9 protein-coding genes, 1 tRNA gene and 1 pseudogene are annotated in these 12540 nt (G+C 70.0%); 5 read left to right on the top strand and 6 right to left on the bottom strand.

Features of this window, described 5'->3' with window-relative positions:
• The 5 genes from pyrR to AC1D2K_RS17525 all read left to right on the top strand — a co-directional run.
• A partial coding sequence (gene pyrR, locus AC1D2K_RS17545) for a bifunctional pyr operon transcriptional regulator/uracil phosphoribosyltransferase PyrR (RefSeq protein WP_478090112.1) occupies positions 1–447 on the top strand: 447 nt, incomplete at its 5' end.
• An 85-nt stretch (positions 448–532) separates the two neighbouring features.
• Positions 533–1495, top strand: a complete 963-nt coding sequence (locus tag AC1D2K_RS17540) for an aspartate carbamoyltransferase catalytic subunit (RefSeq protein ID WP_286370034.1) — start codon at positions 533–535, stop codon at positions 1493–1495.
• 144 nt (positions 1496–1639) lie between these two features.
• Complete coding sequence (locus AC1D2K_RS17535) at positions 1640–2911, top strand: dihydroorotase (RefSeq protein WP_478090111.1); 1272 nt, start codon at positions 1640–1642, stop codon at positions 2909–2911.
• On the top strand, positions 2911–3654 hold the full coding sequence (locus tag AC1D2K_RS17530; protein WP_478090110.1) for a lysophospholipid acyltransferase family protein: 744 nt from the start codon (positions 2911–2913) through the stop codon (positions 3652–3654). The genes AC1D2K_RS17535 and AC1D2K_RS17530 overlap by 1 nt, the downstream gene beginning before the upstream one ends.
• A 176-nt stretch (positions 3655–3830) precedes the next feature.
• Positions 3831–4139 (top strand): cell envelope biogenesis protein TolA, encoded by a 309-nt coding sequence (locus AC1D2K_RS17525; protein WP_478090109.1) that lies wholly within the window; start codon positions 3831–3833, stop codon positions 4137–4139.
• 184 nt (positions 4140–4323) lie between these two features.
• On the opposite strand, the gene AC1D2K_RS17520 is transcribed toward AC1D2K_RS17525, so the two are convergent.
• The 6 genes and pseudogenes from AC1D2K_RS17520 to AC1D2K_RS17495 all read right to left on the bottom strand — a co-directional run.
• Entirely contained in the window at positions 4324–4692 is a 369-nt protein-coding gene (locus AC1D2K_RS17520; protein ID WP_478090108.1) for an FHA domain-containing protein, read from the bottom strand.
• Positions 4693–4812: 120 nt separating this feature from the next.
• Positions 4813–4887, bottom strand: a tRNA-Arg gene (locus AC1D2K_RS17515).
• 269 nt (positions 4888–5156) lie between these two features.
• Entirely contained in the window at positions 5157–9233 is a 4077-nt protein-coding gene (locus tag AC1D2K_RS17510) for a translocation/assembly module TamB domain-containing protein (RefSeq protein WP_478090107.1), read from the bottom strand.
• A 19-nt stretch (positions 9234–9252) separates the two neighbouring features.
• Positions 9253–11136 carry an autotransporter assembly complex protein TamA gene (locus AC1D2K_RS17505; RefSeq protein ID WP_478090106.1) on the bottom strand — a complete coding sequence of 628 codons (1884 nt, stop codon included), beginning with the start codon at positions 11134–11136 and terminating at the stop codon, positions 9253–9255.
• A 56-nt stretch (positions 11137–11192) separates the two neighbouring features.
• Positions 11193–12110 (bottom strand): 2OG-Fe(II) oxygenase, encoded by a 918-nt coding sequence (locus AC1D2K_RS17500; protein WP_478090105.1) that lies wholly within the window; start codon positions 12108–12110, stop codon positions 11193–11195.
• 128 nt (positions 12111–12238) lie between these two features.
• Positions 12239–12540 (bottom strand): annotated as a pseudogene (locus tag AC1D2K_RS17495) (hypothetical protein); the annotation flags it as partial.

The following is a 12540-nucleotide window of genomic DNA, read 5'->3' as shown; positions in this document are numbered from 1 at the left end:
GTCCAACCCCTCATGCGCCCGGACACCCGGCTGGTCGGCATCACCTCGGGCGGCGCCTGGCTGGTCGAGCGGCTGCAGAAGGACCTGGGCCTGGCCGGCACGCCCGGCATCATCTCCTCGGCCATGCACCGCGACGATTTCGCCCGCCGCGGCCTGGCCGCCAGCGCCCAGACCACGCTGCCCTTCGACGTCAACGGCGCCGACGTGCTGCTGCTCGACGACGTGCTCTACACCGGCCGCACCATCCGCGCGGTGCTCAACGAGCTGTTCGACTTCGGCCGCCCGGCCTGCGTGCGGCTGGCGGTGCTGATCGACCGCGGCGGCCGCCAGCTGCCAGTGGCGGCCGATTTCGCGGCGCAGAAGCTGGCGCTGCCTGCGACGCAGTTGCTGGCCCTGGCCCGCAGCGACAGCGGCGCCTTCGCGTTCAAGGTAGAAGAAAGCAAATGAACCACCCCCACGCTCATCACTTCGTGTATTCGCTGCCCCCCGAGGGGGCGCAGGCCTCCCTTGGGGCGGCCCGGGGGGAGGCCTGATGCTCTACAAACGCAACCCCCAACTCAACAAGAACGGCGAGCTGATCCACCTGCTGTCGATCGAGGGCCTGCCCAAGGACATCGTCACCCACATCCTCGACACCGCGGCCAACTTCACGAGCGTCAGCGACCGCGAGGTCAAGAAGGTGCCGCTGTTGCGCGGCAAGAGCGTGTTCAACCTGTTCTTCGAGAACTCGACGCGCACCCGCACCACCTTCGAGATCGCGGCCAAGCGGCTGTCGGCCGACGTGATCAATCTCGACATCGCGCGCTCCTCGGCGACCAAGGGCGAGTCGCTGCTCGACACCATCGCCAACCTGAGCGCGATGGCCGCCGACCTGTTCGTGGTGCGCCACAGCGAGTCGGGCGCGCCCTACCTGATCGCCCAGCACGTGGCGCCGCACGTGCACGTGGTGAACGCGGGCGACGGGCGGCATGCGCACCCGACGCAGGGCCTGCTCGACATGTACACGATCCGCCACTACAAGAAGGACTTCTCCAACCTGACGGTGGCGATCGTCGGCGATGTGCTGCATTCGCGCGTGGCGCGCTCCGACATCCACGGGCTCACCACGCTGGGCTGCGCCGAGGTGCGCGTGGTCGGCCCCAAGACCCTGGTGCCGTCGGACATGGCGCAGATGGGCGTGCGCGTGTGCCACACGCTCGAGGAAGGCATCAAGGACTGCGACGTGATCATCATGCTGCGGCTGCAGAACGAGCGCATGAGCGGGGCGCTGCTGCCTTCGTCGCAGGAGTTCTTCAAGACCTTCGGCCTGACGCCCGAGAAGCTGCAGCTCGCCAAGCCGGATGCGATCGTGATGCACCCGGGACCGATCAACCGCGGCGTCGAGATCGACTCGGCGGTGGTCGACGGCCGCCAGAGCGTGATCCTGCCGCAAGTCACTTTCGGCATCGCCGTGCGAATGGCGGTCATGAGCATCGTCGCAGGTAACGAAGCATGAAATGGCGGGTGCTCGGCTACTGCGCGCCCCGATCTCGCGCCTGCGCTGCTCGCCGTACGCGTGTACGGGCGCTGCGCGACGCGACCTCGGGCCGCTCGCTACGCCKCTCCCCCGCCATTTCCCGTCGCTGAGTAGAGAACCAACATGAATATTCTTATCGTCAACGGGCGCGTGGTGGACCCGGCTTCGAACCTCGACCGCCAGGCCGACATCGCGATTGCCGACGGCGTCGTGCAGGCCATCGGCGATGTCTCGCCCGAGTTCCGGCCCGAGCGCACGCTCGACGCCCAGGGCTGCCTCGTCGTGCCCGGCCTGGTCGACCTGGCGGCGCGGCTGCGCGAGCCCGGCTACGAGCACGAAGGCATGCTCGAGAGCGAGATGGGCGCGGCCGTTGCCGGCGGCGTCACCAGCCTGGTCTGCCCGCCCGACACCGACCCGGTGCTCGACGAGCCGGGGCTGGTCGAGATGCTCAAGTTCCGGGCCGAGAAGATGCAGCGCGCGCGCCTGTTCCCGCTCGGTGCGCTGACGCGCGGGCTGGCCGGCGAGGTGCTGACCGAGATGGCCGAGCTGACCGAGGCCGGCTGCATCGGCTTCGGCCAGGCCGAGGTGCCGCTGGGCAACACGCAGGTGCTGCAGCGTGCGCTGCAGTACGCGAGCACCTTCGGCTACACGGTGTGGCTGCGGCCGCAGGACCGCGACCTCGGCCGCGGCGTCGCCGCCAGCGGGCCGCTGGCGACGCGCCTCGGGCTGTCGGGCGTGTCGGTCGCGGCCGAGACCATCGCCATCTTCACCATCGTCGAGCTGATGCGCAGCACCGGCGCCCGGGTGCACCTGTGCCGCCTGTCGAGCGCGGCCGGGGTCGCGCAGGTGCGCGCGGCCAAGGCCGAGGGCCTGCCGATCAGCTGCGACGTCAGCATCAATTCGCTGCATCTGGCCGACACCGACATCGGTTTCTTCGACAGCCGCGCGCGCCTCAACCCGCCGCTGCGCCAGCAGCGCGACCGCGACGCGCTGTCGGCCGGACTGGCCGACGGCACCATCGACGCGCTGGTGTCCGACCACACGCCGGTGGAAGCCGATGCCAAGACGCTGCCCTTCGCCGAAAGCGAGCCCGGCGCGACCGGTCTCGAGCTGCTGCTGCCTCTGGCGCTGCTGTGGGGTGAGCAGAGCGGCGCCGGTCTGCGGCGCGCGATCGAGGTCGTGAGCGCCGCGCCGGCGCGGCTGCTGAACGCCGAAGGCGTGGGCCGGCTGGCCGCGGGAGGTGCGGCCGACCTCTGCGTGGTCGACCCGACGCACGAGTGGCTGGTGCGGCCCGAGACGCTCAAGAGCCAGGGCAAGCACACGCCCTTCGGCGACTACGCGATGCGCGGCCGAGCCCGTTTCACGCTCGTTGGCGGGCGGGTGGTGCACGGCTGATGCACGGCCTGTCCGCCAGCTTGAAGCTGCTGCGCGCGATCGCGCACGCGTTGGCCGGCTGGTGGACCATCCGGATCCGGTTTCCCCGGCTTTCGCCCGCGGAGCGCGAACAGCATGTCCAGCAATGGGCCGAGCGCATGCTGAACCTGATGGGCGTCCGCCTCACGGTGCTGGGCACACCGCCCACGCAGGGGCCGGTGCTGGTGGTGTCGAACCATCTGTCCTGGCTGGACATCCTGGCGATCCATGCGGCGCGCCATGTGCGCTTCGTTTCCAAGGCAGGGGTGGGCCAATGGCCGCTGATCGGCACCCTGTCGACCGGCGCCGGCACGCTCTACATCGAGCGCGAGCGCCGGCGCGATGCGGTGCGCGTGGTGCATCACATGACCGAGGCGCTGCGCGCAGGCGATGTGATCGCCGTCTTTCCCGAGGGCACCACCAGCGACGGCGGCGGCCTGCTGCCCTTCCACGCCAACCTGCTGCAGGCGGCGATCTCGGCCGGCGCGCCGGTGCAGCCGGCCGCGCTGCGCTTTGCCGATGCGACCAGCGGCGAAACCAGCCATGCGCCGCGCTACATCGGCGACGACAACCTGGTGAGCTCGCTGTGGGCCACGCTGAAGGCGCCGCCGCTGCTGGCGATCGTGCGATTCGGCGAGCCCCAGTCATCGCTGGGCCGCGATCGCCGCGTCTGGGCGAAGACCTTGCACACCGACGTCCAGGCGCTGCGCCGCGAACTGAGCTAGTGCTTTCGCCAAAAGTCAGTCGCGTGGCCTCCCGCGCGAGTTGTTGTTTGAGGGGGATTTCATGGGCGATTTGCACCAAGTGCTTATATCCATCAAGCGATCATGGCCTTATGCTGCCGCTGGCCTTCCTGCCCCCTGCAGGAGGCTTTCACTCGAAAAACTCTCTGAGGAACCCCATGAGCAAAATTCTCGCCATCATGATCGCCGGCCTCTTCGCCGCGGGCGCCCACGCGCAAGCCCCCAAGGGCGCCTCGTCGGAAAGTGCTCCGATCATGAACAGCAAGCCCCAGGAGCGCGCCGAAGCCAAGGTCGACGCCCGGCCGCAGGGCAACATCAAGCCCGTGGGCGGCGACACCCTGAACACGCCCGAGGGCGGTGCGATCGGCACCGGCAAGTCCGCCGCCGCGGGCCAGAAGCGCGAAGCCACGCGCAACGCCCGTCATCCGAACCGCAAGGTGAACCCGCAGGGCGGCACGCCGAACTGATCCGCCACCGGGCGCCGGAACGGGGCATGGCGCCGAGCGCGCCGTTGGCGCCCTAGCTCCGGCCGGAACCGGCTTGCAGCGGCGTCAGCGCCTTGCGAGCCTTGGTATGGGCGAGCGCGTCTTCACGCTCGCGGGCTGCGCCGCCGCTCCGTAGTCCTGCGGGCCCTCGATGCCGGGGATCCGGTCAGGCCCGGGCCAGCGAGGTTTCGCGACTGCGGTCGAGGTCCGCCAGAAGTTCCGGGGTCGTCATGAGGCGCATGGCGTCGACTTCGGAGGATTCGTCGCCGTGCGAGAGGAAGCGGAGCTTGAAAGTACCGATCGAGACTTCGTCGCCGCTGGCCAGGACGAACGACTGCACTTTGACGCTGTTGACGTAAACGCCGTTGCGGCTGCCGAGGTCGTGGATCGTTGCGAACGGACCGTCCATCGTGACGACGGCGTGTCGCCGGCTCACCTGCATCGAGTCGAGCGCAATGTCGTTGGTCGAAGCCCGACCGATGGTGGTTTCCCCCGTGAACAGGGCAACCTGCTTGGTCCTGGCGGGACCCTTCATCAGAATTAGTTTCGGCATGCGTCCCCAGCTCTCCGATATGTAACACATTATTGTTACATCAAACGGCGGGGCTGCCTGATCGGAAGCTGAACAACGGCCGCAAGCCGTTGCGATATTGCCTGGTGCCCTCGACAGGAATCGAACCTGTATCTGAGTCTTAGGAGGACCCCGTTCTATCCATTGAACTACGAGGACCAGAGCGACCGAACTTTACCAGTTCGCCCCGCCGTCCCTCCGTTCGACGGCCGGCGTAGCCAGGCCCGTGGGTGAAACACCGTGGAACCGGCTTTGCCGGGCCACTGGTGTTGCCCCCGGCAGGGGGTGGGCGCCCGACACGAAGTGCGGGCAACTTGGGGGCGAGCAACAGTGCCACCGTGGAACCGGCTTTGCCGGGCCACTGGTGTTGCCCCCGGCAGGGGGGTGCCCCGACACGCAGTGCGGGGCAACCTGGGGGCGAGCAACATCTAGTCGAACTGCACGGTGTAGATGAGGTCGATCGCGCTCTGCTGTCCCGCCTGCGCCCGCAGCGTGAGCCGCCGCGTCAGGTCGTAGAAGATGAACAGCGAGCCCAGCGTCCCGCCGAGGCTGTGCTCGTAGGTGATGTAGAAGTCCCGCGCGACGCGCTTGCCCACGGTGACCGCGGAATCGCGCACGTCGCCGCCGCTGCCCGGGCCCTTGAAGCCGATCTCGTCGAGGCCGAAGCGGCTCGCCAGTCCGCTGCCGCTGCCGCCGCCGAGGCCGCCGAGCAGCGCCAGCGCGGCCTGCTGCAGCAGCACCGACTCGCCGCCGCTGGTGGCCGAGGCGCGTCCCAGCACCAGCCAGGTGAGGGTCTCCTGGTCCGACAGCTGGGGCTCCGAATAGAGGCGCACGCGGGGCGACTGCGCGGTGCCGGTGATCGCGACGCCGGCGCGCTGCGAGATGTTCGGCCGGATCGCGAGGATGTCGAGCTGCGGGTTGTCGAAGGGGCCGTTGAAGCGTGCCACACCGGTCTCGATGTTGAGCGCCTGCCCGTAGGCGCGGTACTGGCCGGCGACGGTGCGGATCTCGCCGGTGATGCGCGGCGGGGCGTTCAACGCGGTGCTGCGGATGTCGAGCCGGCCCTCCAGCCGGGTCGTGATGCCGCGGCCCTGGACGGCGAAATCGGTGCCGAGATCGAACTTCACCGCGATGTCCGGCGGTTTCGCGGTCTGGGCCCGGGCGACTTCCGTCTGGTTTTCGGCCGCCCGGCGCTGCGCCTGCGCCGCGGCTTCCCGATCGATCGCCGCCGAGCGGATCACCACGTCGCTGCCCAGGCCGGGCGCGGTCTGGTCGGGCAGGATGATGACGGCGCGGTCGGTCTTCAGATCGCCGCGCACCGTGAACTGCCCGTCCGTGAGCCGGGCCTGCAGGTCGCCCGACAGCGTGACCTGGCGATCGGCGCGCACCAGCACGCGCAGGGCGCGCAACTGGGCCTGGACCGACATGCGGATGCCGGTTCCGGCGCCGGCGGCCGGCGCGGCGCCCCAGGCCAGTTCGCCGCGCGCCGAGATTGTGCCGCCGTCGCGCGCGGCCTCGCTGGCCGCGGTGCTGAGGTTCCCGCTCTGGCCAGGGATGCGCGTCTGGGCCCCGGTGCCGCCCTTGAGGGTGAATTCGCTGATCTCGACCCGGTTGCCCGCGAGCGTGGCCCGGAGCCGGCCGTCGCGCAGGTCCAGCCCCTCGACCAGCGCCCGCAGCGCCAGCTGGTCGGCCCCCAGGGTGCCGTTCCAGCGCGGGTCGCGGCGGCTGCCCGCGAGCGTGGCGTCGGCTTCCAGCGTGCCCGCCATCCGCCAGCCTGGCGGCGCCAGCATCGACCAGACGCCCAGGTTCGGCATCTTCGCCGTGACCCGTCCCGCGAGCGGCGCGTCGTCGCCCCACTGCCAGCCGCCCTGGCGCTGCTGCACCCGCGTGCTCGCCTCGACCCGGATCTCGCCGGCCCGTTCGCTGTCCCAGGCCAGGTTGGCGCGCACGGTGTCGCCTTCGGCGTCCAGCGTGAGCTCGGCGCGGCGCAGGCCGGCCGGCGTGCTGGTGCCGGGGCCGGCGGCGGCATCCATGGTGCGTTCGCTGGCCGTTCCCGTCCCATGGCTGTGGATGCGCGTGACCAGCGCGGCTTCGCCGGCCTGGACCCGGAGGTCGCCGCTCTCGCGCATCAGGCGGGCCTTCGCGCGCAGCGTGTCGCCGGCGTCGATGTCCCACTCGCCGTTGAACAGCAGGTCGCCGCTGAAGCCGACCTGCGCCAGCGTGTCGCCGTTGCCCAGCAGCTCCGCCCAGGCCATCGGCAAGCCCTGCAACCGGCCCCTGGACTGCAGGCGGTAGGCGCGCAGCGCCTCGCTGCCGGTGCGGCTGAAGCGCAGCGGCTGCCAGTCGATCTTCACCGTGCCGGGCACCGGGCCCTTGAGCGTCGCGGCCGCCGCGGAGGCTTCCACGTCGAGCCTCGGGCTGTCGCCCGGGACGGTGCGCACCTTGGCGCTGACCGGGCTGGCGAGTTCCAGTACCCACGGCTTGGCGTCGGGACGCGCGCTGTCGAGCGCCTGGACCCGCACGCTGGCCAGCGTCGCATTCCACTGGTTCCTGCGTTCGATGCCACCGCTGGCGCGGGTGTCGAGCGTGAGCTTGCGGCTGCCGCTGGTGGCTTCGCCCTTCAGGGCCAGCGTCGCCTGGGACAGACTGCCCGACAGCTCGGCGCGCACACCGCTCACGTTGACCGGGTCGCGGGGGGTGCCGGTCTCGGGCGGCGGCAGCTTCAGTTCGAGCTCGGGGACGGTCAGCGTGGCCTGCAGCGTCGGCTCGGCCGCGCCGCGCGGGGCCGGTTCGCCGGCGCTCTGCAGCCGTCGCTGGATCGCCTGCCAGCCCCCGCGCCAGCTGGCGTCGAGCCGGGCGTTGCCTTGCAGCGCCGCGCCGGCGAACAGGCCCTCGAGTTCGGGCAGCGCTTCGATCCAGTGCTGCAGCGCGGCCGCGTCCTCGACCCGGGCCTGGACTTCGCCGCCGCCCGTGGCCGGCGCGATGCGGCCATCGACCAGCGCCGTGGCGCCCGGCACGACCAGGTTCAGCCTGCCGCTGGCGGCCTCTTCGTCGACGCGCAGTTGCAGCCGGCCTTCGACGCTGGCGCGCTGGGCCTCGATGCGCAGGCTGCGCAGGTCGAGCACCTGGTCTTGCCACTGGCCCTTGGCGAGCGCGCGCTCCAGCCGCAGGCCCTGCAGGTCGCCTGCGGCGCCGGCGCCGCCCTCGGCCTGCAGCGCGAGGTCGAACTGCAGCGCTTGGCCGGCCTGCTCGGCCTGGATGCGGCCGCTCACCGGCGCGCCATCGAGCCGGGTGTGGAGCGCGCCGGGCTTCACGCCCCGCACGGTGGCCTTCGCCTGCCAGGGGGCCGGCGCGGGGCTCCAGCTGCCTTCGGCCTCGATGCGGCCGCCACCGGCGCGCAGGCTCGCCTGCGGCAGTGTCCAGGTGCTGCCGTCGAACCGGGCGCGGGCATCGAGCTGCTCGACCGGCAGCTTCGCCTCGTCCCAGGGACCCGGCAACGCGTTGCGGATCTGCGCGCTGGCCTGCCAGGCCTGCGCGCCGCCCGTGGCCGTGGCGTCGGGACCGGCCTCGATCTCGCCACTCAGCAGCGTGGCGGGTGCTTCCGGCCAGAGGCGCCCCAGGTCGACGTTCTGCAACGCGGCCTTGGCGTCGATCACGGGCTGCGGCTGCCAGGGTGCCAGGTTGGCCTGTAGCCGCGCCTGCATCGGCTTTTCCCCGCCTTCCTCGACGGGGTGGAGTTCGGCGGCCACCGCAAGGCGCGCATCCGCACCGGCCAGCGCGCCCTTGACGCTCGCCTCGGCCCGGACGTCGATGCTGCGGTCTTGCGCGAGCGGCGCGCGCACCCGGCCGTTCAGCGTGGCGTCGATCGCCATCGGCGCCGGCCCCTGCAGGCGAAGCTGTGCGTCGTAGTGGCCGTCGGCGATGTCGACGCCGGCGATCTCGAGCTGGTGGTGTGCGTCGGCGTAGCGGTAGCTGCCTTCGAGCTGGGTCGCCTGCAGGGCAGGGGGGCCGGCCCAGCGCAGTTCGTCGATCTTGAAAGGCAGGTCCACCGTCACCGGCAGAACGAGCTGTTCGATCGGCTCCACCGGCGTGCTCTCGGCTGGGGTGCGACGCTCGATCACCACCTGCGCCGCGTGCACCTCGCCGAGCTGCACCCGGCGCCGCAGCAACGGCGCCAGCTGCCAGCCGATGCGGGCATCCCTGACCTCGACGGCGAGGCTTTCGCTCTCCCAGCGCAGCCAGCCGATGCGCCCGCCGGCGCGCAACGATCCGGTCACCTCTCGGCTCTCCAGCGACTGACCGGCCGGCAGGTAGCGTGCCGTGCGCGCCAATGCGAAGGCCAGCGACTGGTCCGACCCCAGCCACCACCAGGCCCCTGCGCCCAGCAGAAGCACCAGCACCACCAGCCCGGTGACCCCCCACGCCAGCGCGCGCAAGGCGCGCTGGCCGCGCGAGCGCCGCACCGCCGGTGCGGGCATGGTTGCCGTGTGGTGGTCAGTCGTCATGAAGCAGGCGAGTTGGCATCTAGAACGTGAAGCCCAGACGCAGGTGGAGCCGGAATTCGTGCACCTGGATGCCGTAGGCCAGATCCATCTGCACCGGCCCGATCGGGCTGGCCCAGCGTGCGCCGACGCCCACCCCCACCTTCGCTGCCATTTCGGCGGGCCGGTCGGCCACTGCGCCGACATCGACGAACACGGCGCTGTCCCAGGCGGTCAGTTGGCCGTCGTAGACGAAGGGCCGTTGCCACTCGACGCTCGCCACGCCGAGGTAGCGCCCGGCGATGACCTGGCCGTCGGGCTTGACGGCGCCGATCGAACGGTAGCCGTAGCCGCGCACCGTGGTGTCGCCGCCGGTGAGGAAGTTCAGGGTCGACGGAATCTGGGCGCGGTCCGCGGCGTTCACCGCGCCGGCTTCGGCGCGCAGCTGGACGCGGGCACTGCGGGTCTGGGTTCGGTCGGCGTTGCTCACCGTGCCGGCCGGAATGAAGCCGGTCCAGCGCACGTAGGTGCGCGCGAAGGGCAGTTGCTCGCCGCTCAGCGTGTAGCCGGCGGCCAGTTCGAGCGCAACGCCCTGGCCGCTCGTCGGTGCCGCCGCGTTGTCGAAATAGCGGCCGGTCCAGCCCCAGTTGAGGCTCAGTGCCGAGGCCGATGGCGGTGGATTGAAACCGTGGTTCTGCGCATAGTCGTATTGCAGGAAGGCGCTGCGGTCGATGTGGTCGCCGGCCTTGCTGCGGCCGCCCCGCAGACGCCCGCTGTCGACCGTGAAGCTGCCCGACACCTCGCTCTTCAGCAGCGCCGACGAAAAGGAGCGCCAGCCGCTGTCGTCAGGGATCGCGCTCCACTCGGTGCCCAGCGATTGCGTGTCGCGGTCGAGCGTGAGCTTCGACACGGCGCGCCAGCCGAGCAGCGGCATGTCGTTGTGCGAGTGGTCGATCGACAGGCGAGCGCCGCTGTCGGTGGTGAAGCCGACGCCCAGCACCACCCGCTGCAGCGGCGCCTCGCGCACCTGGGCGATCACGGGCGCCGCGAGTGGGTCGGATTGGGTGTCGATCGTGAGGAACACCGAGTTGAAGTAGCCGCTGCTCGCCAGCCGTTGCTGGGCGTCGAGCAACTGCTGCTGGTCGTAGTCGGCGCCGGTGGGCACGCGCGCGAGCCGGCGCACGTCGTCGGCGGGGTAGCGCTGGCTGCCGTTCACCACCAGCGGCCCGAAGCGAAAGGCCGGGCCGGAGGCGTAGGTCGCGCTGAGCTTTGCCTCGCTGCGGTCGGCGTCGATGTCGGCCTGGCTCGTGAGAATGCTGCCCGTGGGATAGCGCCTGGCCGTCAGGCTGCGCAAGGCCGCGGCCTTGGCGTTGTCCCAGGCCTGCTGGTTGAACGGCTGGCCTGCGCGCAGCGCCCAGCCGGTTCGAATCGCATCGCGCTGCGACTCGGAGGCGGGGTCCTCCGCGATCGGCCCGCTGAAGCCGATCTGGACGTTGCTCACGTGCGTGATCGGGCCGGGCTCGACCGTGATCCTCACCTCCCGCGGCGCCTTGCCGCCGGGCGTCTCCCGGAGTTCGAGCGTGAGCGTCGGCGTGAAATAGCCGAGGGTGTTGAGCAGCTCCCGCGCATTGGCTTCGGCGGCGACCATCAGCCGCGAGATCTCGATGGCGCCGAGATCGTCGACCTCGCGAAAGCGCTGGATCTCCAGATGGCGCTCGAGGTAGTCGCGCACCATCTTCGGCGCCTGGACGTCGACCGTGAAGGCATCGCCGGCGGCCCGGCGTTCGCTCGCCACGGGGCTGGCGGTCGCGTCCGATTCTGCTGCGTCCTTCTGGGGCAACAGACTGCAACCTGGCAAAAAGAGAACGGCTGCAAACAACAACGCCGGCAACCACGCCGGCGCATACGATCGGACCACCCAAAGCATGCGGCGATTCTGACAGCATGCTCAAGGGCTCCAGGCGCCCTGAAGGCCGCCTTCGCTCAGCGCCGAACGGCCTTTCGCGCCAGCGACCACAGCAGCGGCGGCATGAGCATCCGGGCGATGGCCTTGGCCTGGTCGACCCGGTACCTCTGCATGAAGACGGTGCCGGCTTCGACGCCGTGCTGCTTGCCGGCGAGCGGGCTGCTGTAGTAATAGGCCGCCACCGAGCGGCGCGGGCGTCCGTCGGGCGCCTGCAGCGGCTGGGTATGGCCGTGGTAGCTGGCAGGGCCGTGCGGCAGCACGATCGTGCGGCCGAATTCGGGTTGCACGTTGCTGACGCAGCGCTTCTTGTTCTTGTCCCAGAGTTCCAGCGCCGAGCCCCAGGCGGGATCCCAGCCCTTGTTGAGGTAGGTGATGAAGACCATCTCGTTCTTCAGACCCAGGTGGGGATGGCGATTGAAGTCCCGATGGATGGCGAAGGTGGCTCCGGTCCGGCTCTCGTGCAGCCCGCCGCCGAACAGCTTGGGATCGGGCAGCAGATAGGGCACGCCGCTGATCGAGGACAGCCATTCGCTGAACCAGCCCGAATTGATGAGGTCGAAATAGAGTTGCGAGGCCGGGCCCAGCTGGACATTGAACCCTGAACGCCGAAGCAGTTCGTATCTGCTCTTGATGTCGACCCAGTTCTCCCGCGGCAGCAGGTCGAATTCTTCGGCCACGAGATCGAGCAACAGCGGATGAAAGATGCCGTCCAGGACCAGGTGCGGAAATGGCTTGGCGTCGCGCATCTGCTGGCGCAGGCTGTCGCGTCGCGCGGCAGAAAAAAGCGTGTGGTCGACGAGCTCGGCCAGCGGCAGACGCACTCCCCGGATGCAGAGATAGTCTTCTCGCGGCCCCAGCAGGGGAGCCAGCGACACCACCGGTATCGGTTTCGCATGAACCGGGATGTCGACGTGATGCGACAGCAAGGCAGACATGATCCCCTCCGAAATGTGGGGTGGACGTTTTTTGAATCTTTAAGTTTTAACTGTAACGTAAAGATTCGACGCCTGCACTTTTTTTACATGTCTGTTGGCGCTGCCGCGGCAGCCCGGCCCGGAGTGTGCTACTTCGAGAGCAGCCGCATGGCGTCCTCGAGGCCGCGCAGCGTCAACGGGTACATGCGGTGGGACACCAGCTGCTGCATCACGGCGATGCTCTGGCGGTACTGCCAGACGCCCTGAGGTTCGGGGTTGATCCAGGCGAACTTCGGGAAGGCGTGGGTCAGCCGCTGCATCCACTCGGCACCGGCCTCTTCGTTGTTGTATTCGACGCTGCCGCCCGGCTGAAGGATTTCGTACGGGCTCATGGTCGCGTCGCCGACGAAGATCAGCTTGTAGTCCTTGTTGTACTTGCGGATGATGTCCC

It is taken from the genome of Variovorax sp. P1_H12_2 (genome assembly GCF_056405335.1).
This window is presented reverse-complemented; position numbering and strand designations above follow the sequence as displayed.

Excerpts from the sequence above, each read along its gene's own strand:
- AC1D2K_RS17540 (WP_286370034.1), top strand. The coding sequence starts at position 533 with ATGCTCTACAAACGCAACCCCCAACTCAACAAGAACGGCGAGCTGATC.
- AC1D2K_RS17535 (WP_478090111.1), top strand. The coding sequence starts at position 1,640 with ATGAATATTCTTATCGTCAACGGGCGCGTGGTGGACCCGGCTTCGAAC.
- AC1D2K_RS17530 (WP_478090110.1), top strand. The coding sequence starts at position 2,911 with ATGCACGGCCTGTCCGCCAGCTTGAAGCTGCTGCGCGCGATCGCGCAC.
- AC1D2K_RS17525 (WP_478090109.1), top strand. The coding sequence starts at position 3,831 with ATGAGCAAAATTCTCGCCATCATGATCGCCGGCCTCTTCGCCGCGGGC.
- AC1D2K_RS17520 (WP_478090108.1), bottom strand. The coding sequence starts at position 4,692 with ATGAAGGGTCCCGCCAGGACCAAGCAGGTTGCCCTGTTCACGGGGGAA.
- AC1D2K_RS17510 (WP_478090107.1), bottom strand. The coding sequence starts at position 9,233 with ATGACGACTGACCACCACACGGCAACCATGCCCGCACCGGCGGTGCGG.
- AC1D2K_RS17505 (WP_478090106.1), bottom strand. The coding sequence starts at position 11,136 with ATGCTTTGGGTGGTCCGATCGTATGCGCCGGCGTGGTTGCCGGCGTTG.
- AC1D2K_RS17500 (WP_478090105.1), bottom strand. The coding sequence starts at position 12,110 with ATGTCTGCCTTGCTGTCGCATCACGTCGACATCCCGGTTCATGCGAAA.